Raw genomic sequence first — 18,924 nt, 5'->3', positions numbered from 1 at the left:
CTTAGTTCGTGCGTCCGAGAAGACGCGCGGCGCTGGTACGCATCGCTGCGCCTCAGTCCGGATAGATGCCGGGGCTGGTCGGCGCCCCATCGTCGTATTTGGAAAGCCAGTCGATCGTCGTCTCGCGGAAGCGGGTGAGCCCCTTGTAGTCGATGAGCTCCGGCGGCAGCGTCTTCAGCACGCGCGGGAAGCGTCGTGCCCATTTCGGCACAGTGACGAGTTCTTCCATGTTCATCAAATAGCAGCGGATGACGAAGAGGATGGCGTTGGAGCGCGGCAGGCGCCAGAGGCTTTGCAGCTCGACGCGCAAATGCACCTTCTCGCCGACATTGTCAGGCGTCACCGTCGTGCGGTCAGGACCCCATTTGTGATAATTCTCCGGGCTGGTGTCGAGCCGGGGATTGATCGTCATCGTCCAGTTGAAGCGCCGTGTCGGCTTGCCCTGCTGCAGGTTCAAAAGGAATTTCAGCGCCCGGTCGAAGACGCCGATCTGGTGGGCGAGCGGCACCGGTCCATGCCATTCCATGAAGTTCATGCCGAGGTCGAAATCGAGCGACCAGTCGGCCTGCGTCGTCACCATGCCGGCATCCATCCAGAGATTGCCGTCGCGCTGATCGACGATGCAGAAATCGCCCTGGGCCTGGCGGGTGATATATTCGAATGGCTCGCAGGGCAGCGTCGAGGCATCGCCGAAGGTGAAGCTATCGTCGATGCCGAGCGGGCGGTTGATCCAGCGCCACTGGTCGCCGTTGCGGATCAGCGTGAAGTGGTCGGGATAACCTGCCGCCTGCTCTTCCATCAAAAGTTCGAGCGTATCCCACTGCGCGCTCATCATGTGCGGAAGCGCCTGGTAGCGCAGCGGATCTTCCTTCAGGACCAGCGCCCGGTCGTGCATCTCGGCGACGTAATGCTCGTCGACGTCGATCAGGCTTTCGTAGACGGTTCCCGCCCGGCCGCGCACATGCGGCTCCATATTGACGGAATACATGTATTCATCCCGGTCGAAGGGAAACGGGAAACGCCTGATATTCTCGGGGCTGTTCCGGTAGCTGAAATCGTTCCGGAAGGTTTCCTGCTTGAAGACGATTGCCATGTCCGGTCTCCTTTTTACCGTCAAAGATCGAGATGCAGTGTGTTTCCCTCGAAGCGGGAAACACAGATCATCACCTTGCGGCCGGATGCTTTTTCTTCGCTCGTCAGATAGACGTCATGGTGCAGCAGCTTGCCGTCGCAGGTGACGACCCCGGTCTCGCACTGACCGCAGGCCCCGCCGCGACAGAGAAAGGGCGCGTCGACGCCCGCCGCCTCGATCGCCTCCAGCATGCTTTCGTGATGGCCGACCTTCACGGTCTTGCCGGATCGCAGCAACTCGATCGCGAAGGGTTTGCCGGGCAGCGACGACAGGAACCGTTCCGAATGCAGGTTCTGTTCCGGCCAGCCGGCATTCAGCCCCGTCTTCAGCACGCCGTCGATCATGCCTGTGGGGCCACAGACATAGAGATGCGTGCCGAGCGGCTGGCTGTCGAGCAGCCGTGTCAGAGGAATGGCGCCGCCTTCGGAGTCGCAATAGATCTTGATGCGATGCGGACCGTAGCGCTCCAGCAGCTCCCGCCAGTAGGCGCCGCGGTTCCGCGTGCGGATGGCGTAATGCAGTTCGAAATTGGCACCCTCGCGGGAAAACTGCTCCATCATCGCAATGAAGGGCGTAATGCCGATGCCGCCGGCGATCAGTAGATGCTTGCGCCCGCGCCAGTCCGGTTGGAATAGGTTGACGGGATAGCTGACCTTCAGCTCGTCGCCTTCGCTCACCTTCTCATGCATGAAGGTGGAGCCGCCGCGCGAATCCTCGACATGCAGCACGCTGATCTCATAGGCGGCGCAATCATGCGGCGGCGACATCAGCGAGTAGGCGTTGCGGCGCATATGGCCGCCATCGTTCATCGAGACGATGACATGGGCGCCGCCGGAGAAATAGGGCATCGGCTTGCCGTCCAGCCGCTCGAAGCGGAAGCGCTTGACGCGCTCGGCGATCGGGGTGATCCGCGCCACGCGGACGGGAATTTCTGTACCACCGCTCAAAGGAACAACTCCTCCGGATTGGGCGCGCTGCCGGGCTCTTCCGCATCGATATTGACGCCCTGGAAGGCGGCGAGCCGGCGCGAATAATGATCACGCACGAGAAGCGTCAGCCCGCAATGGCTGCAGGCAAAAGGGCTGACGGTGACGTCGTCGGTGATGCCCTTGCAATGGACACATTGCACACGCCTGGCCAGCGAGCCGCGATGCTCGGTGATGATGGAGGCGTGGTCCATGCCGTATTCGAGCGCCACGAGCATCGCCTGGCCGATGAAGCCTTCCGTGCCCGATATATAGAGCCGCGTACCCATATGGGCGGTGGCGAGCGAACCTTTCAATCGGAAGAGCAGCGTTGCGATCGTCGGGGCCGTGGAGAACATGTCGGCGCCGAGATGGCGCAGCGCCTCGTCCAGGCCGGACCCTTGAGAGCCGCGGGCGACATAGAGGATCTCGCTGCGGGAAAGGGCCGTCTCGTCAAGCGCCGGCTGCTGGTCGAGGAGAGCATTGGCGCCCTCCCCTTCGAGCGCGAAAATGTGCCGCCGGGCATGCGGCTGGATGGTCAGGCCCTTGTAGACTGGTCGGCTCTTGATGCCTGCAACGAGCATTCGCGTGCTCCTTAACCTACGGCAGTCCTCTTCTTCTTCTCCGGATCGTCGAAGGGGAGCGTATGGGCAGTGGCGCTCGCCTTGACGGTCTTGCCGCGTACTTCGAGTTTCGCCCCGTGCACCGCCTTGTCAACATCGAGACGGGCGATCGCCATGGATTTCTTCGTCAGCGACGAATAGCTCGGGCAGGTGATGACGCCGACTTTCTTGCCGTCGGCAAAGACCTCGTCGCCGAGATCGGTCGGGCCGTCGGCATCGATCAGCATGCCGAAGATCTTAAAGCGTTCCTTGCCCTTCAGGCGGGCATGCTCTTCGGCGCCACGGAAACCCGTCTTGCCCGGGCTGACGGTGAAGTCGAGGCCGAGTTCCCAGAGGCTGTCGCCGGGCGGCTGGTCGGCGAAGGGATACATCTGCGAATTGTCGTAGGGATAAAACAGCAGGTAGCTTTCGACGCGCAGCATGTCGAGAACGGAGAAGCAGCAGGGGATGATGCCCATCTCCTTTCCTTCCAAGACGATCCGGTCCCAGACCATGACGGCGTCCTGGCCGCGCACGAAGATCTCGTAGCCGCGCTCGCCGGTATAGCCGGTGCGCGAGATCATCACGGGCGCGCCAAACAGCGTCGTCTGCATGTGGTGGAAATATTTGAGGTCGCGGATGCCGGGCACGTATTTGGCAAGGTAATCGACCGCGATCGGGCCTTGCAGCGACAGGTCGTGCAGGTCGTCGTCGAAGAGCACGGCGCAGTTTCGGCCGGCCGCCTGCTTGACGAATTCCTCGTGGCCGGAGCCGGAGCCGTGCACCAGCATCCAGGAATTCGGGCCGGTGCGATAGACGATGCAATCGTCGGTGAAGTGGCCGCGGTCGTTCAGCATGGCCGCATAGACCGAGCGGCCGGGATAGATCTTCGTCATGTCGCGGGTGGTGATATAGTCGAGCACGGCAATGGCGTGCGGACCGACCAGATGCACCTTCTTCAGGCCTGAGACATCCATGATGCCGGCCTTGGTGCGGACCGCGACATGTTCTTCCGACATGTCCTTGTCATAGGTCCAGGCGGTTCCCATGCCGCTCCAGTCCTCAAGCTTCGATCCCAGAGCGCGATGCCGATCCGCCAAGGCGGAGAAACGCCATGATAGAGCCATTTCCGTTCCCTCTTATTTCTTCTACGGAATATTTATTTCCTGACTATATAAGTCTTTCGCGCCGTGGCAAGCCCGTCCGGCGGCATTCCAATCAAAACTTCGGCGGCACCTGCCCTGCGGTGCGGTGAGCGGCGATGACGGTGTTGGCCATCAGCATGGCGATGGTCATCGGTCCGACGCCGCCCGGAACCGGGGTGATGGTCCTGGCGACCGCAGAGACCTCCGCGAAGGCGACGTCGCCGACCAGCCGGGTCTTGCCCTCGCCCCTCTCGGGTGCGGCAATACGGTTGATGCCGACGTCGATGACCGTTGCACCCGGCTTGACCCAATCGGCCTTCACCATCTCCGGACGGCCGACGGCGGCCACCAGGATATCGGCATTGCGGCAGACCTCGGCGAGGTTCTTGGTCCTGGAGTGAGCGATCGTCACCGTCGCATTGGCATTGAGCAGCAGCTGCGCCATCGGCTTGCCGAACAGGTTGGAGCGGCCGATGACGACGGCATTGAGGCCGGAGAGATCCTCGCCATGGGTGCGGCGAACGAAAACCATGGCGCCGGCCGGCGTGCAGGACACCAGTCCGGTCTTGAGATCACCGGTGGCGAGCTTGCCGGCATTAACGTTGCTCAAACCATCGACATCCTTCTCCGGCAGGATCGACTGGATGATCGGCTCGCTGTCGAGCGGCTTCGGCAGCGGCAGCTGCACCAGGATGCCGTGGATCGACGGATCGGCGTTGAGGCTGGCGACGAGGGCTGCCAGTTCCTCCTGCTTCGTCTCGGCCGGCAGCGTGTGCTGGACCGATTTGAAGCCGCATTCCTTGGCCATCCGGCTCTTGGAGCCGACATAGGCGTGGCTGGCCGGATCGTCGCCGACGATGATGACCGCAAGACCGGTGGTGACGCCGCTACTCTTCTCCAGCGCTGCCGTCGCAGCCTTCACCGTCTCGATTACGGATGCAGCAACAAGCTTGCCATCGATGACCTCGACCATCTCTCAACCCATGCGTTCGGAAGCGTAGCTGCCCGGGCTTGCCGGGAAGACCACGGTGCGATTGCCGTTGATGAAGGTGCGGTGGTGGATATGGGCGTGGATGGCGCGGGCTAGAACCTGGCTTTCGACATCGCGGCCGATCGAGACATAGTCGTCCGGCGACTGCGCATGGGTGATGCGCGCCGTGTCCTGCTCGATGATCGGGCCTTCGTCGAGATCGGCGGTGACATAATGCGCCGTCGCCCCGATCAGCTTCACGCCGCGCCCGTAGGCCTGCTTGTAAGGATTGGCGCCCTTGAAGCTCGGCAGGAAGGAATGGTGGATGTTGATGATCTTGCCCGACATCTTCTGGCACATCTCGTCCGACAGGATCTGCATGTAGCGGGCCAGCACGATCAGCTCGGTGCCGGTCTGCTCGGCCACCTCCATGATGCGAGCCTCGGCCTGCACCTTGTTGGCCTTGGTGACGGGAATATGGTGGAAGGGGATGTCGTGGTTGACGACGACCTTCTGGTAATCGAAATGGTTGGAGACGACGCCGACGATGTCGATCGGCAGGGCGCCGATCTTCCAGCGGTAGAGCAGGTCGTTGAGACAATGGCCGAAGCGCGACACCATCAGCAGCACCTTCATGCGCTTCTCGCTGTCGTGGAATTCGTACTCCATCGCGAAGGGCGCGGCGACGGCGGCAAAATCGGCACCGATCTCGGCGCCCGAAAGTCCTTCTTCCGAAATGAAGCTGACACGCATGAAGAACTTGCCGGTATCGAGATCGTCGAACTGCGAGCTGTCGATGATGTTGCAGCCCTTCTCGGCCAGATAGCTCGAAATCGCCGCCACGATGCCGCGCGTCGATTGGCAGGATACGGTGAGTACGAAGCTCTTCATGCTGTCTCTTCTTTCGCCGATTCAGATGTGGAGAACCCGGTCACGCCGGGAGCTTTCTGCCCCGGCATGTCGGTTGTTGTCGAAGCCATCGGCCCGGCTGCTCAGATGTCGAGCGTGCTGTCGCGTTCCCATTGGGTGAAATGCGAGCAGTAGGCATTCCATTCCCGATGCTTGAGCTTGAGATAGGCGGCGGAAAACTCTGCCCCGATCGCCTGTTTCAAGCCTTCATCGGCATCATAGGCGCGCAGCGCATCGAGCAGATTGAGCGGCAGGCGCGGCGCGTCCTTCACCAGATGCCCCTCGGCATACATGTCGATATCGTAGTGCCGGCCGGGGTCCGCCTGGCTGTGGATGCCGTCGAGGCCGGCCGCGATGATGATCGCCTGCAGCAGGTAGGGGTTGACCGCACCATCCGGCAGGCGCAGCTCGAAGCGTCCCGGTCCCGGCACACGCACCATGTGGGTGCGGTTGTTGCCCGTCCAGGTGACGGTGTTCGGCGACCACGTCGCGCCCGATGTCGTGCGCGGCGCGTTGATGCGCTTGTAGGAGTTGACCGTCGGATTGGTGATCGCGGCAAGCGCGGAGGCATGCTTCATGATGCCGCCGAGGAAGGTCTTACCCTGAGCAGAGAGCCCGAAGGGCATTTCCTTGTCCGCGAAGGCGTTTACCTTGCCTTCGATGTCCCAGACCGAGATGTGGGCATGGCAGCCGTTTCCGGTCAGGCCCTTGAAGGGCTTCGGCATGAAAGTGGCGCGAAGGCCGTGCTTTTCGGCGACCGACTTGACCATGAACTTGAAGAAGGAGTGCTTGTCTGCCGTCTGAAGAGCGTCGTCATATTCCCAGTTCATCTCGAACTGGCCGTTCGCGTCCTCGTGGTCGTTCTGATAGGGCTTCCAGCCAAGCTCGAGCATGTAATCGCAAATCTCGGCGATCACATCGTACCGACGCATCACCGCCTGCTGGTCGTAGCAAGGCTTCTCGGCTGTATCGAACTGGTCTGAAATCACCGAGCCGTCGGCTGAGATGAGAAAGAACTCGGGCTCCACGCCGGTTTTTACCCGCAGCCCCTCTTTCGCGGCTTCAGCGACCAGTCTTTTCAGCAACACACGCGGCGCCTGTTCGACAGGCTTATCGTCCATGACGCAGTCGGCAGCAACCCATGCGACGTCCTTCTTCCAGGGCAGCTGGATGACGGAAGAAGCATCGGGAACCGCGAACAGGTCGGGATGGGCCGGCGTCAAATCGAGCCAGGTCGCGAAGCCCGCAAAGCCTGCGCCATCCTTCTGCATGTCGGCGATGGCTTCTGCCGGGACTAGCTTGGCGCGTTGGCCGCCGAACAGGTCGGTGTAGCTGATCATGAAATATTTGATGCCTTTGTCTCTGGCAAAAGCAGCAAGGTCCAGTGTCATTCTTGTTCCCCTTTGGATTTCTTGGAGACACTTTGGTTATGGATATGAGACGGCCGGGACGCTTGCCCGGCCGGTAGAAATCAAAAGCCTCCCTTGCCGGGGATCCAGTTGGTGCCGGCGAGTGGCACCTGCGCCATGGCCGATGCCTCGATCGTCAGTGCGACGAGGTCTTCCGGCTCGAGGTTGTGCAGGTGGTTCTTGCCGCAGGCGCGCGCGATCGTCTGAGCCTCCAGCGTCATGACCTTGAGGTAGTTGGCAAGGCGGCGACCGGCCGCAACCGGGTCAAGGCGTTTTGCGAGCTCCGGGTCCTGGGTGGTGATGCCAGCCGGATCCTTGCCTTCATGCCAATCGTCATAGGCGCCGGCCGTCGAGCCGAGCTTTTGGTATTCCTCTTCCCAGCGCGGATCGTTGTCGCCGATCGCCACGAGCGCCGCCGTGCCGATTGCGACCGCGTCGGCGCCGAGCGCCAGCGCCTTGGCAACGTCTGCGCCCGAGCGGATGCCGCCCGAAACGATGAGCTGTACCTTGCGATGCATGCCCAGATCCTGCAGCGCCTGGACAGCCGGACGAATGCAGGCAAGTGTCGGCATGCCGACATTTTCGATGAAGACGTCCTGCGTCGCCGCCGTGCCGCCCTGCATGCCGTCGAGCACGACGACATCGGCGCCCGCCTTCACCGCAAGAGCGGTGTCGTAATACGGACGCGCGCCGCCGACCTTGACGTAGATCGGCTTTTCCCAGTCGGTGATCTCGCGCAGCTCCATGATCTTGATTTCCAGATCATCGGGTCCGGTCCAGTCCGGATGGCGGCAGGCCGAGCGTTGGTCGATGCCTTTTGGCAGGTTGCGCATATTGGCGACACGGTCGGAGATTTTCTGGCCGAGCAGCATGCCACCGCCGCCGGGCTTGGCGCCCTGGCCGACCACGACTTCGATTGCATCGGCGCGGCGCAAATCCCTCGGATTCATGCCGTAGCGCGAGGGCAGATATTGGTAGACCAGCGTTTGCGAATGGCCACGTTCCTCATCCGTCATGCCGCCGTCGCCCGTGGTGGTTGACGTGCCGGCGATCGTCGCGCCGCGACCGAGCGCTTCCTTGGCATTGCCCGAAAGCGCGCCGAAGCTCATGCCGGCAATGGTGATCGGCGTCTTGAGCGTGATCGGCTTCTTGGCGAAGCGAGAGCCGAGCACCACTGATGTATCGCACTTCTCGCGGTAGCCTTCGAGCGGATAGCGCGAGATGGAGGCGCCGAGGAACAGCAGATCGTCGAAATGCGGAACCTTGCGTTTGGTGCCGGCGCCGCGGATGTCATAGATGCCGGTAGCGGCCGCGCGGCGGATTTCGGCGAGCGTATAGTCATCGAACGTCGCGGACTTGCGTGGCGGGGTATAGGGGTTGTGATAGCTCATGGGGGTCCCTCGCCTCAATACGCGTCGGCGTTGTCGATGTTGAAATTGTAAAGCTTGCGAGCGGAACCGTAGCGCTTGAATTCTTCGGGCCGGACGCCCGTCACTCCAGCGCGCTCGAGCAGTTCGGCAAGCTTGTCCAGATGCTCCCGCCGCATCTCCTTCTCGATGCAGTCGGAGCCGAGGCTCTTGACCTCGCCGCGGACAAAAAGCTTGGCTTCGTAAAGCGAATCCCCCAGCGCATCGCCGGCGTCGCCCAGCACGACGAGATGGCCGGACTGGCCCATGAAGGCCGACATGTGGCCGATGCTGCCATGAACGACGATGTCGATGCCTTTCATCGAAATGCCGCAGCGCGACGCCGCATTGCCCTTGATGACGAGCAGGCCGCCTCGGCCGGTGGCGCCGGCATACTGGCTGGCGTCGCCCTCGATGACGACGGTACCGGACATCATGTTTTCGGCAACGCCCGGACCGGCCGAGCCATGAACCGTCACTCTGCCGCCGTCATTCATACCGGCGCAATAGTAGCCAACCGATCCTCTGACCGCGACCGTGACGGGGCTGTCGATGCCAACGGCGACGGCATGGCTGCCGCGCGGGTTGACGACTTCGAATTCAGTGTCATTAGCACCTTCGGAAAGGGCGTGAAGCGCGCCATTCAGTTCGCGAAGAGGGGTGTTGGAAAGATCGAATATGGGCATTTATTCCTCGTTGGTCCGAAAGGCGGTCTGAGCCGGCTCCTGCTTTTCTGGCGTCCCTCAGGCGGCCTTGTCGTGATCCCAGAAGTAGACGGTTGCCGGCTCCGGCTCCCAGACACGGGCATTCTCGATGCCGGGAAGGTTGACCAGCGCGCGGTACTCCGAACCGAAGGCGACATACTGCTCTGTCTCGGCCATGACGGCAGGCTTGCAGGCGATCGGGTCGCGCACGACGCCGAAGCCGGATTTGGTGCCGACGACGAAGGTGAAGAAGCCGTCGAGATCATCGAGCGCGCCTGTCAGCGCTTGGCCGAGATCCTTGCCCTTGGCCATTTCGGCCGTCAGATAGGCGGCGGCGACTTCGGAATCGTTCTGCGTCTCGAAGGTCATGCCTTCGCGTACGAGTTCGCGGCGCAGATTGTTGTGGTTGGACAGCGAGCCGTTGTGCACGAGGCACTGGTCGGCACCGGTCGAGAACGGATGGGCGCCGAGCGTGGTAACGGCCGATTCCGTCGCCATGCGGGTATGGCCGATGCCGTGGGTTCCGCTCATCGAGCGGACGCCGAAGCGCGCTACGACCTCTTTCGGAAGGCCGATCTCCTTGTAGATTTCGACGCTTTCGCCCGATCCCATCAGACGGACTGCCGGGCGGATCTCTTCGAGCGCCTTGCGCACATTTTCAAGTTTGGAGACTTCCAGCTCGATGACCGCATGCGTGCTCTTGATCGACACGCCGGCTTTGATGCCGACCTTCTCAAGGTCGGCGGCGAGGCCTTCGAAGTCTGCGCCCGGATTGGCGGACTGGATGGTGATTTTTGCCTTACCCTCGGCAGAGCCACCATAGATTGCGATGCCGGCCGAGTCCGGTCCGCGATCCGTCATGGTTATCAGCATATCCGAGAGCAGGTTTCCCAGCTGGGGCTCAAGGCTCTTGTCCTTGAGGAACAGTCCAACAATGCCGCACATAGCCCGTGCTCCTTTCGTGTTGAGAAAGGACTAGCAGGTCTGTTTATGGACATCAACTGGGAAGAATAAACGTTTCTTCTAAGGCAAGTCAGCTCTTGGAGCTCTGCTGGGGATAGCTGATGATCGAGAGGTATTTGCTCGGCAGTTTCACCAGTTGCTCCGGCCCATGGGGCGCATCGGCGTCGAAGAACAGACTATCGCCCGGCTGCATCTGGAAAAGCTGGTCGCCGTGGCGGTAAATGACCTCGCCCTCGAGCATATAGAGAAACTCCATGCCCTCGTGCTGGAAGGTCGGGAAGGTGTCAGAATCGGCCGTCAGCGTGATGAGATAGGGCTCGACGATGACGCCGCTGGTATTGTTGTCGATATGGCCGAGCAGATTATATTGATGGCCGGCGCGCGTGCCGCGCCGTTCGAGTTCGATGCCCTGCCCCGCCTTGACGAAGACGGCGTTGCGCGGTTCCTCGAAGCGGCGGAAAAAGGCTGTGAGCGGCACGCCGAGCGCCCGCGACAGCGATTGCAGCGTCGTCAGCGACGGCGAGATGTTGCCGTTCTCGATCTTCGACAGCATGCCGAGCGAAATGCCGGTCGCGGCCGCCAGATCGGTCACCGTGATGCCGAGTTTCTTGCGGTAGGCGCGCACTTCGTGGCCGATCGCCATTTCGAGGTTGTTTTCCTTCGGCTCCCGGACGGCGTGCGGATCCTGGGAAAAGGGCGCGCGTCCGCCATGCGCCTGTTCCGGTTGCTCTGCCGCTTCATGCTTGGATTTCATGGATTTCCCACTGCCGCCTTCTCTTTCGTTTGAAGGCAACCCTATCGCCATAGTGAAATTTCCTCAACCGTGAAGAAAACCTATTCCCGCCGCGCCTCACGCGGGGCAATGCCGTAGACGGTGCGGAACATCCGGGAAAAATGGCTCAGGCTGGAAAAACCGGTGGCGACCGCGATCTCCGAGACGGAAAGCGGGCTTTGCTTCAGCAGGCGATGGGCATGCTGAAGCCTGATCCTGCGGTACTGATCGAGATAGGTGGTGCCGAGATGGGCTGAGAAGAGCCGGTCGAGATGGCGAGCGGTGACGCCCGCGATGCGCGCCATGGCGGCGCGCTCAAGCGGCATCTCGATCGTCTCCTCCATGCGCTCGAGAACGCTGAGCAGGCCGGGATGGTGGACGCCGTAGCGCTCGGCGAGCGAGCCGCGCTGCGGCGCCGCAGGCTCGTTGACCTCGGTATGAAGGTACCAGTCGCTGACCCGGCGGGCGAAATCCGGCCCCATGCGCTCGGCGATCAGCACATGCATCATGTCGAGCGGGGCGATGCCACCGCCGCAGGTGATGCGATTACCGTCGATCATGAAGCGCGCCTGACGCGGCGACAGGTCCGGGAAGGCTTCGAGAAGGGCGGCTGCATGTTCCCAGTGGATGGTGAAGTCGCGGCCACCAAGCAGCCCAGCGGCGGCCATCAGATAGGGACCGCCCGAAATGCCGCCGATCCTGACGCCTTCGCGCGACAATTGCCTCAGGCAGGAAAGCACGCCGGGATAGCGCCAGTCGCGGGGCAACCCGCCGGCGCAGACGAAGGCCGTTCCAAGCCCGGCCCCCCTGGCCGGGAGAGGCTCGGCGGGAACGCTGACGCCCGATGAGGATAGCGCCGATGCGCCATCCGGCGAGAAGGTCTGCAGCCGGTAGATCTCGCGGCCGGCCAGAAGATTTGCCGCCCGCAGCGGCTCCGTCGCCGACGCATAGGACATCAGCGCAAATCCCGGAATCAGGATGAAGCCGATCGTCTGCACGTTTCTGCTATCAAGTGAGGACATGTCTCTTTCTTAGCGATTTTGGTCCCTACTGTGCAAGTATGCCCGCCTCTTTCTGGCATCATGGGCCCGTTCATTCCGGGTGACCTATGCGCTATTCCGCTTTTTCGATTTTCCTGAACGGTCTTCGCGGCAACAAGGGCTGGGCGCCTGCCTGGCGCGATCCGGCGCCGAAGCCGCATTACGACGTCATCATCGTCGGTGGCGGCGGCCATGGTCTTGCCACCGCCTATTATCTTGCCAAGGAGTTCGGGGTCACCAATGTCGCCGTTCTCGAAAAGGGCTATCTCGGCTCCGGCAATATCGGCAGGAACACGACGATCATCCGCTCGAACTACCTGCTACCCGGCAACAATCCCTTCTACGAGTTGTCGATGAAGCTCTGGGAAGGGCTGGAGCAGGACTTCAACTTCAACGCCATGGTCTCGCAGCGCGGCGTCCTCAATCTCTTCCATTCCGACGCCCAGCGTGACGCCTATACGCGCCGCGGCAATGCCATGCGGCTGCACGGGGTTGATGCTGAACTTCTCGACCGGCAGGCGGTGCGTCGGAAATTGCCTTTCCTCGATTTTGACAATGCCCGTTTCCCCATTATGGGCGGCTTGTTCCACCCGCGCGGCGGCACGGTGCGGCACGATGCGGTCGCCTGGGGTTATGCGCGCGGGGCAGACAGCCGCGGCGTCGACATCATCACCCAGTGCGAGGTGACCGGTATTCGCCGCGAAAACGGTCAGGTGACTGGCGTCGAGACCAGCAAAGGCTTTATCGGCTGCGGCAAGCTGGCGCTTGCGGCGGCCGGCAATTCCACCGTCGTCGCCGATATGGCCGGCCTGCGGCTGCCGATCGAAAGCCATGTGCTGCAGGCCTTCGTTTCGGAAGGGTTGAAGCCCTTCATCGACACGGTCGTCACCTTTGGTGCCGGGCATTTCTATGCGTCCCAGTCTGATAAGGGCGGCCTTGTCTTCGGCGGCGATATCGACGGCTACAATTCCTATGCCCAGCGCGGCAATCTCGCGGCGGTCGAGCATGTCGCCGAAGCCGGGCTGGCGCTGATCCCGTCGCTGTCGCGCGTGCGCTATCTGCGCTCATGGGGCGGCGTCATGGATATGAGCATGGACGGCTCGCCGATCATCGACCGCACCCATATCGACAATCTCTACCTCAACACCGGCTGGTGCTACGGCGGCTTCAAGGCCACGCCCGCCTCCGGCTTTTGCTACGCCCATCTGATCGCCCGCAATACACCGCATCAGACCGCCCGCGCCTTCCGGCTCGACCGCTTCGCGCGCGGGTATCCAATCGACGAAAAGGGCGTTGGCGCCCAGCCCAATCTGCACTGAGGACATTCGACGATGGCAAGCCTGATTTCCTGTCCCCATTGCGGCTCCCGGCCCAAGGAGGAATTCTCGATCCGCGGTGATGCCGGCCTTATCAGGCCGGCGCCGGATGCCGGTGCGGATGCCTGGTTCGACTATGTCTATCTCCGCGACAACCCGCGTGGCCGGCATAGCGAATATTGGCACCATTCATCAGGATGCCGCCGCTGGCTGATCGTCGAGCGCGATACCGTCACCCATGCGGTCCATAGCGTCCGCGACGCTGCCCTTTCCAAGCTCGGCGGAGAACCGGCATGACGAGCTTCCGTCTTTCCTCCGGCGGCCGCATCGACCGCACCACCTCGCACGGCTTCACCTTCGACGGCAAGCCTTTCGCAGGCCATCCGGGCGACACACTCGCCTCGGCGCTGCTTGCCAACGGCGTCCAGCTCGTCGGCCGCAGCTTCAAATATCACCGTCCGCGCGGCATCCTGACGGCGGGCGCCGCCGAACCGAACGCGCTGGTGACCACAGGCAGCGGCGGGCGCACCGAGTCGAATACGCGCGCAACGATGATCGAGCTCTATGAGGGGCTGACGGCAAAGAGCCAGAACCGCTGGCCCTCGCTCGGCTTCGATATCGGCGCGGTCAACGGGCTACTTTCGCCCTTCCTGAGCGCCGGCTTCTACTACAAGACCTTCATGTGGCCGCAGGCCTTCTGGGAAAAGCTCTACGAACCGCTGATCCGCAAGGCGGCCGGTCTCGGCAGGGCCTCTTACGAGGCCGATCCCGATTCCTATGAAAAATGCTGGGCGCATTGCGACCTGCTGGTGATCGGCGCCGGCCCTGCCGGCCTTGCCGCCGCCCTCACCGCCGGCCGCGCCGGCGCGCGCGTCATCCTCGCCGACGAGGGACCGGAACTCGGCGGCAGCCTGCTTTCCGACAGCGGCAGCGTCGACGGCAAGCCGGCGAACGCCCTTCTCGGCGAGCTGCTTGCCGAGCTGGAAGGACTTTCAAACGTGCGCCGCCTGCCGCGCATGACTGTTTTCGGCTGGTACGACGATAATGTCTTCGGCGCGATCGAGCGGGTGCAGAAGCATGTGGCGATCCCCGATCCGGATCGTCCGGTCGAACGGCTGTGGCGCATCGTCGCCGGCCAAGCGATCCTTGCGACAGGCGCGGAAGAGCGACCGCTCGTCTTCGGCGGCAATGACATTCCCGGCGTGATGATGGCAGGCGCCATGCGCAGCTACCTCAACCGGCAGGCGGTCGCGCCCGGCGCCCGTACAGTGATCTTCACCACCAACGATGCCGGTTACCGCACCGCCGCCGATCTTGAAGCCGTAGGCCTCGAGATCGCGGCAATCGTCGACAGCCGCGCGGATGCAGTCGGGAGCTGGCAGGGCCGCGCCGAAGTGCTGAAGGGCGGCCGAATTATCGATGCGGTTGGCGGCAAGCACCTGCGCGGCGTCAACGTCGAAACCGCAGGCGGCCTTCGCCGGATCGAAGCGGATGCGCTTGCCATGTCCGGCGGCTGGAGCCCGATCATCCATCTTGCCTGCCATCGCGGTGCAAAGCCGCAATGGTCGAACGAGGCCTCGGCGTTTTTTGCGCCCGTCCAGCAGGAAGGTCTTACCGTTGCCGGCTCGGCCGCCGGTCTTGCGCAAACCGCGACCTGCCTCGGTGATGGTGCAGCAAAGGCAGTTGGGGCGCTAGAGGCGATCGGCTTCAGAGCGGAACCGGCCTTTGCCTTGGCCTCCGAGGCGGCCGCGCACGCGAAGCCGCTCTGGTCCATCAAAGGCTCGAAGGGGAAGGCTTTCGTCGATTATCAGAACGACGTGCATCTCAAGGACCTGGGTCTCGCCGTCCGCGAAGGCTACGGCCATGTCGAACTTGCCAAGCGCTACACCACATCAGGCATGGCGACCGACCAGGGCAAGCTTTCCAACATCAACGCCATCGGCATTCTCGCCGAGGCGCGCGGTGTGTCGCCCGCCGAAGTGGGAACGACGACCTTCCGCCCCTTCTATACGCCGGTTTCCTTCGGCGCGCTGACAGGGGCCGCGCGGGCCAAGCATTTCCAGCCGGTGCGCAAATCGCCGCTGCATCGCTGGGCCGAGAAGAACGGCGCGGTCTTCGTCGAAACCGGTCTCTGGTATCGCTCCTCCTGGTTTCCGCGTGCCGGTGAGGCGACGTGGCGTGAAAGCGTCGATCGCGAGGTGCTGAACATCCGCAGGAATGCCGGCCTCTGCGATGTCTCGACCCTCGGCAAGATTGAAATCTTCGGTAAGGACGCGGCTATCTTCCTCGACCGCATCTATTGCAACGGCTTTGCCAAGCTTGCTGTAGGCAAGGCGCGTTATGGCATCATGCTGCGCGAGGATGGCTTCATCTATGATGACGGCACTACCAGCCGACTCAGTGACGACCATTTCTTCATGACGACGACAACAGCGCTTGCCGCCGGCGTACTGACTCATCTCGAATTCTGTGCCCAGGCGCTTTGGCCGGAGCTCGACGTCTGCTTCGCCTCCTCGACCGATCAATGGGCGCAGATGGCGGTTGCCGGGCCGAAGTCGCGCGCCATCCTCTCGGAGATCGTCGACGAGGACCTGTCGGACGCGGCCTTCCCCTTCATGAGCGCCCGCACGGTCTCTCTCTTCGGCGGGCAGCTTGAAGGTCGGCTCTTCCGGATCTCCTTCTCCGGCGAACTCGCCTACGAACTGGCAGTCCCAGCCGGTTATGGCGAAGGGGTTGCCGACGCGATCATGGCCTCAGGCGAGAAACACGGCATCTCAGCCTATGGCGTCGAAGCGCTCGGCGTCATGCGCATCGAGAAGGGCCATGTCACCCATGCGGAAATTAACGGCACGGTAACACCTGGAGATCTCGGTTTCGGCCGTATGGTCTCAACGACCAAGCCGGATTTCATCGGCAAGGCGATGCTTGCCCGCGAAGGACTGCAAGATCCGGAACGGCCGCGCCTCGTCGGCGTCAAGCCGCTCGATCCGGCACGTGGTTTCCGCACCGGCTCGCATATCCTTGCCGAGGGTGACGCGGCGACGCTCGAAAACGACCAGGGCTACGTCACATCGAGCGCCTTCTCGCCCAATCTCGGCCACACGATCGGCCTGGCGCTCGTCAGGCGCGGGCCGGAGCGCGTCGGCGAAAAGGTGACGGTCTGGAACGGCCTGCGCAATGAATTCACCGATGCGGTGCTCTGCCATCCCGTCTTTATCGATCCCGAAAACGAGAAGCTTCATGCGTGATCTTCCGCAGCATAGACCGGTTCTTGCCGGGACGGTCCATAACGGCACTTCGGAGGCGGGCGTCCGGCTGGAAGCCTTGCCGGAAGGTCATCTCCTGCATGTGCTCGGCGCGATCGAACCGTCGGCACTCACTGGGGCATTGGCAAAGGTAGGCTTTGCGAAAAGTGCGATCCGCAAGGCGGGCTTCCGCCAATGGTTCGTCGCCGGCGATGAACCGCTTGTCCCGGCCAGTCTCGATGCCCTCGCAGCAGCGCTTGCGGGAAAAGCCTACGTCATGGACCAGAGCCACGGGCGTGTGCGCATCGGCGTTTCCGGCCGATCCTCGCGGGTGCTTCTCTCGAAAGGCACCGCCGTCGATCTGGATCCCGCCGTCTTCCTGGAGGGCCATTCCGTGATGACGATGGTCGGTCACCTCTCGGTGCAAATCGTCCGCACCGGCGAAGACAGTTTCGAGCTCACCGTTCTACGCAGCTTCGCCGAAAGTCTCTGGGAGGATCTCTCCCATATGGCGGCGAGCGCCGAAAAGGATAGCGCATAAAGGCCATCCGTGCCGGCAATATCAGGAACGACGCTAACGGGACGGAATGACCGCGTTCTCTCGTCAAAATAGCTGATGAGCGCTTTAGGTCATGGCGACGGCAATCGCCAATGGTTTGTCCCATGAGCGAAAGAGATGATTGGCGTTCACGCCCAGCACAAGCCCTTATCCGGCTTTCCTAATGTCCTCGAATTTGAGACTGAAGCGGGCGAGATATTTGCTCAGGCGATCGGCGTCGTTGCTGCTCTTTTTCCCCAATCGCGAGATCGCAAACAAGGCTCTGCCCGCCGCGCTTGCCGTGGCATGTTGACGGCAGGTATGAAGAACAGTGGCAAGCTGTGCTGCGTCAAAGCGATCGAGGCTAGCAGCAGTCTCTGCACCCAGTACTTCTTCAATAATCAGATCTACCCTGCCGTCGTCACTCGAGCTGCGCCAAAACGCATTCAGCCGTCGGACTTCATCATCAACGACGGCAGTCGTGATGCGCCCATGGGGCGCGAGGGTCGCCATGCGGGTAACCGAGGCCGACAGGTCGCGAAAGTTGGCACTCCAGACGGCTTGCGGGCCAGTTGCGAAAGCAAGATAGCGTTCGCGCGCTTCCTTGTTGAACGTAACATTTTCGCCTTCTCGTTCCAGATAGCGCCTGAGCTCGAAGTCGAGATTGGGCTCAATGTCCTCCTTGCGTTCGCGCAGGGCCGGCAGCTGGAAAGTCCAGAGGTTGAGGCGGGCATAGAGATCTTCGCGGAACCTGCCTTTGCGGACATCCTCTCCAAGATCGCGATTGGTGCCGGCAAGCAGCTGAAAGTCCGCGGACGCTTCCCGATCAGCGCCCACGGGCAGGAACTTCTTTTCCTCGATCGCCCGCAGACACATGGCCTGTTCGTCAAGGCCGAGTTCGCCAATCTCGTCGAGGAACAGCACGCCTTTGTCGGCGGACTTGAGCAAGCCGGCACGCTCGCCGGCAGCGCCGGTAAACGCTCCTTTCACATGGCCGAACAGGGTGGACATGGCCTGGTCGCCGCGCAGGGTCGCGCAGTTGACGTCGATGAACGGACCACTGACCTTGCGCTGGCTCTTCTTCAACTCGTAGATCCTGCGGGCGAGTTGCGACTTGCCAGCACCGGTCGGCCCGGTCAGGAGAACAGGCGCCGTCGAGCGGATGACCACCCTCTCGATCTCGTCGATCATTCTGTTGAAGGTGGCGCTGCGGGTCGAAATCCCCGACTTCAGGAAGGACGCGGCGTCTTCGCGCTCGGAGGCGAAGCGCTTGGCGATCTCGTCATAGCGGGAAAGGTCAAGGTCGATGATCCGATGCGTGCCGGCGAAATCCTGCTCCGGTTCCCGGTCGCGCGGCGGCGAAAGCTGCAACAACTGGCCGGGAATGATGCGGGCTTCGGTCAGCAAGAACCAGCAGATCTGCGCCACATGAGTGCCGGTCGTGATGTTGACGAGATAGTCTTCCGTTTCGGGGTCGAAGTTGTAGTTGCGGGCAAAGTCCCTGAGGCTCGTATAGACCTCCGAAAAATCCCAGGGATCTCGAAAGTTGATGACATTGCTCCGCACCTCCGTTGCCGGCGCCACGGTTTCGATGTCGGCAACGATGCGGTGACAGAGAGCTTGCGAGTGGTTGTCGTGGATCAGTTCCAGCCGGTCGATGAACAGGCCCGGTTGCTGGCAAAGCGCAACATTGGGCCGCCAGCGGCTCCAGCGATTTTCCCACTTCCCTGCATCCAGGGTGGTTCCCAAAATGCTGATGGCGACGCGGCGCTTCATGTCTTATCCAAAATTATAAGGTACTATACCTT

17 protein-coding genes are annotated in these 18,924 nt (G+C 62.2%); 4 read left to right on the top strand and 13 right to left on the bottom strand.

The features are described 5' to 3' along the window. Positions 1 to 52: 52 nt before the first annotated feature. From EFD55_RS13325 to EFD55_RS13270, 12 genes are all read right to left on the bottom strand, one after another. Positions 53 to 1,093: a heme-dependent oxidative N-demethylase family protein gene (locus tag EFD55_RS13325; RefSeq protein ID WP_125845522.1), complete on the bottom strand. Its 1,041-nt coding sequence runs from the start codon at positions 1,091 to 1,093 to the stop codon at positions 53 to 55. Between the two features lie 20 nt (positions 1,094 to 1,113). After that, positions 1,114 to 2,079 (bottom strand): PDR/VanB family oxidoreductase, encoded by a 966-nt coding sequence (locus EFD55_RS13320; protein WP_125845521.1) that lies wholly within the window; start codon positions 2,077 to 2,079, stop codon positions 1,114 to 1,116. Then, a complete protein-coding gene (locus EFD55_RS13315; RefSeq protein ID WP_125845520.1) occupies positions 2,076 to 2,681 on the bottom strand; it encodes a dimethylamine monooxygenase subunit DmmA family protein in 606 nt (201 codons plus the stop codon). The genes EFD55_RS13320 and EFD55_RS13315 overlap by 4 nt, the downstream gene beginning before the upstream one ends. 11 nt (positions 2,682 to 2,692) lie before the next feature. Next, on the bottom strand, positions 2,693 to 3,826 hold the full coding sequence (locus EFD55_RS13310) for an aminomethyl transferase family protein (RefSeq protein WP_125845519.1): 1,134 nt from the start codon (positions 3,824 to 3,826) through the stop codon (positions 2,693 to 2,695). A 91-nt stretch (positions 3,827 to 3,917) separates the two neighbouring features. Continuing rightward, complete coding sequence (folD, locus tag EFD55_RS13305; RefSeq protein ID WP_125845518.1) at positions 3,918 to 4,817, bottom strand: bifunctional methylenetetrahydrofolate dehydrogenase/methenyltetrahydrofolate cyclohydrolase FolD; 900 nt, start codon at positions 4,815 to 4,817, stop codon at positions 3,918 to 3,920. A 3-nt stretch (positions 4,818 to 4,820) separates the two neighbouring features. After that, positions 4,821 to 5,705, bottom strand: a complete 885-nt coding sequence (gene purU / locus EFD55_RS13300) for a formyltetrahydrofolate deformylase (protein ID WP_125845517.1) — start codon at positions 5,703 to 5,705, stop codon at positions 4,821 to 4,823. 101 nt (positions 5,706 to 5,806) lie between these two features. Beyond that, positions 5,807 to 7,114, bottom strand: a complete 1,308-nt coding sequence (gene glnT / locus EFD55_RS13295; protein WP_125845516.1) for a type III glutamate--ammonia ligase — start codon at positions 7,112 to 7,114, stop codon at positions 5,807 to 5,809. A gap of 80 nt (positions 7,115 to 7,194) precedes the next feature. Then, on the bottom strand, positions 7,195 to 8,523 hold the full coding sequence (locus tag EFD55_RS13290; protein ID WP_125845515.1) for an FMN-binding glutamate synthase family protein: 1,329 nt from the start codon (positions 8,521 to 8,523) through the stop codon (positions 7,195 to 7,197). A 14-nt stretch (positions 8,524 to 8,537) separates the two neighbouring features. Then, on the bottom strand, positions 8,538 to 9,224 hold the full coding sequence (locus tag EFD55_RS13285) for a GltB/FmdC/FwdC-like GXGXG domain-containing protein (protein ID WP_125845514.1): 687 nt from the start codon (positions 9,222 to 9,224) through the stop codon (positions 8,538 to 8,540). A gap of 57 nt (positions 9,225 to 9,281) precedes the next feature. Further along, the gene (locus EFD55_RS13280) at positions 9,282 to 10,187 is read right to left on the bottom strand and encodes a class II glutamine amidotransferase (RefSeq protein WP_125845513.1); all 906 of its coding nucleotides are present in this window, start codon (positions 10,185 to 10,187) and stop codon (positions 9,282 to 9,284) included. Positions 10,188 to 10,275: 88 nt separating this feature from the next. After that, positions 10,276 to 10,959: a helix-turn-helix domain-containing protein gene (locus EFD55_RS13275; RefSeq protein WP_125845512.1), complete on the bottom strand. Its 684-nt coding sequence runs from the start codon at positions 10,957 to 10,959 to the stop codon at positions 10,276 to 10,278. 80 nt (positions 10,960 to 11,039) lie between these two features. Beyond that, the gene (locus EFD55_RS13270; RefSeq protein WP_125845511.1) at positions 11,040 to 11,999 is read right to left on the bottom strand and encodes a GlxA family transcriptional regulator; all 960 of its coding nucleotides are present in this window, start codon (positions 11,997 to 11,999) and stop codon (positions 11,040 to 11,042) included. A gap of 86 nt (positions 12,000 to 12,085) precedes the next feature. Here EFD55_RS13270 and EFD55_RS13265 point away from each other — a divergent pair, with 86 nt between their 5' ends. Genes EFD55_RS13265 through EFD55_RS13250 form a run of 4 tightly spaced genes read left to right on the top strand, consistent with a single transcriptional unit; the run spans position 12,086 to position 17,119 of the window. Continuing rightward, positions 12,086 to 13,336 carry a sarcosine oxidase subunit beta family protein gene (locus tag EFD55_RS13265; protein ID WP_125845510.1) on the top strand — a complete coding sequence of 417 codons (1,251 nt, stop codon included), beginning with the start codon at positions 12,086 to 12,088 and terminating at the stop codon, positions 13,334 to 13,336. Between the two features lie 12 nt (positions 13,337 to 13,348). Next, positions 13,349 to 13,630, top strand: a complete 282-nt coding sequence (locus tag EFD55_RS13260) for a sarcosine oxidase subunit delta (protein WP_125845509.1) — start codon at positions 13,349 to 13,351, stop codon at positions 13,628 to 13,630. Beyond that, positions 13,627 to 16,581 (top strand): sarcosine oxidase subunit alpha family protein, encoded by a 2,955-nt coding sequence (locus EFD55_RS13255; RefSeq protein WP_125845508.1) that lies wholly within the window; start codon positions 13,627 to 13,629, stop codon positions 16,579 to 16,581. Before EFD55_RS13260 ends, EFD55_RS13255 begins: the two co-directional genes overlap by 4 nt. Beyond that, positions 16,574 to 17,119, top strand: a complete 546-nt coding sequence (locus tag EFD55_RS13250; RefSeq protein ID WP_125845507.1) for a sarcosine oxidase subunit gamma family protein — start codon at positions 16,574 to 16,576, stop codon at positions 17,117 to 17,119. The genes EFD55_RS13255 and EFD55_RS13250 overlap by 8 nt, the downstream gene beginning before the upstream one ends. Before the next feature lie 165 nt (positions 17,120 to 17,284). On the opposite strand, the gene rtcR is transcribed toward EFD55_RS13250, so the two are convergent. Continuing rightward, the gene (rtcR, locus tag EFD55_RS13245) at positions 17,285 to 18,892 is read right to left on the bottom strand and encodes an RNA repair transcriptional activator RtcR (RefSeq protein ID WP_125845506.1); all 1,608 of its coding nucleotides are present in this window, start codon (positions 18,890 to 18,892) and stop codon (positions 17,285 to 17,287) included. Positions 18,893 to 18,924 lie beyond the last annotated feature (32 nt).

This window comes from Rhizobium pisi (assembly GCF_003938655.1).
GTDB lineage: Bacteria > Pseudomonadota > Alphaproteobacteria > Rhizobiales > Rhizobiaceae > Rhizobium > Rhizobium pisi.
This window is presented reverse-complemented; position numbering and strand designations above follow the sequence as displayed.

Excerpts from the sequence above, each read along its gene's own strand:
- EFD55_RS13275 (WP_125845512.1), bottom strand. The coding sequence starts at position 10,959 with ATGAAATCCAAGCATGAAGCGGCAGAGCAACCGGAACAGGCGCATGGC.
- EFD55_RS13310 (WP_125845519.1), bottom strand. The coding sequence starts at position 3,826 with ATGGCTCTATCATGGCGTTTCTCCGCCTTGGCGGATCGGCATCGCGCT.
- EFD55_RS13285 (WP_125845514.1), bottom strand. The coding sequence starts at position 9,224 with ATGCCCATATTCGATCTTTCCAACACCCCTCTTCGCGAACTGAATGGC.
- EFD55_RS13325 (WP_125845522.1), bottom strand. The coding sequence starts at position 1,093 with ATGGCAATCGTCTTCAAGCAGGAAACCTTCCGGAACGATTTCAGCTAC.
- EFD55_RS13260 (WP_125845509.1), top strand. The coding sequence starts at position 13,349 with ATGGCAAGCCTGATTTCCTGTCCCCATTGCGGCTCCCGGCCCAAGGAG.
- EFD55_RS13270 (WP_125845511.1), bottom strand. The coding sequence starts at position 11,999 with ATGTCCTCACTTGATAGCAGAAACGTGCAGACGATCGGCTTCATCCTG.
- EFD55_RS13250 (WP_125845507.1), top strand. The coding sequence starts at position 16,574 with ATGCGTGATCTTCCGCAGCATAGACCGGTTCTTGCCGGGACGGTCCAT.
- glnT (WP_125845516.1), bottom strand. The coding sequence starts at position 7,114 with ATGACACTGGACCTTGCTGCTTTTGCCAGAGACAAAGGCATCAAATAT.
- rtcR (WP_125845506.1), bottom strand. The coding sequence starts at position 18,892 with ATGAAGCGCCGCGTCGCCATCAGCATTTTGGGAACCACCCTGGATGCA.
- EFD55_RS13255 (WP_125845508.1), top strand. The coding sequence starts at position 13,627 with ATGACGAGCTTCCGTCTTTCCTCCGGCGGCCGCATCGACCGCACCACC.
- folD (WP_125845518.1), bottom strand. The coding sequence starts at position 4,817 with ATGGTCGAGGTCATCGATGGCAAGCTTGTTGCTGCATCCGTAATCGAG.
- EFD55_RS13315 (WP_125845520.1), bottom strand. The coding sequence starts at position 2,681 with ATGCTCGTTGCAGGCATCAAGAGCCGACCAGTCTACAAGGGCCTGACC.
- purU (WP_125845517.1), bottom strand. The coding sequence starts at position 5,705 with ATGAAGAGCTTCGTACTCACCGTATCCTGCCAATCGACGCGCGGCATC.
- EFD55_RS13290 (WP_125845515.1), bottom strand. The coding sequence starts at position 8,523 with ATGAGCTATCACAACCCCTATACCCCGCCACGCAAGTCCGCGACGTTC.
- EFD55_RS13265 (WP_125845510.1), top strand. The coding sequence starts at position 12,086 with ATGCGCTATTCCGCTTTTTCGATTTTCCTGAACGGTCTTCGCGGCAAC.
- EFD55_RS13280 (WP_125845513.1), bottom strand. The coding sequence starts at position 10,187 with ATGTGCGGCATTGTTGGACTGTTCCTCAAGGACAAGAGCCTTGAGCCC.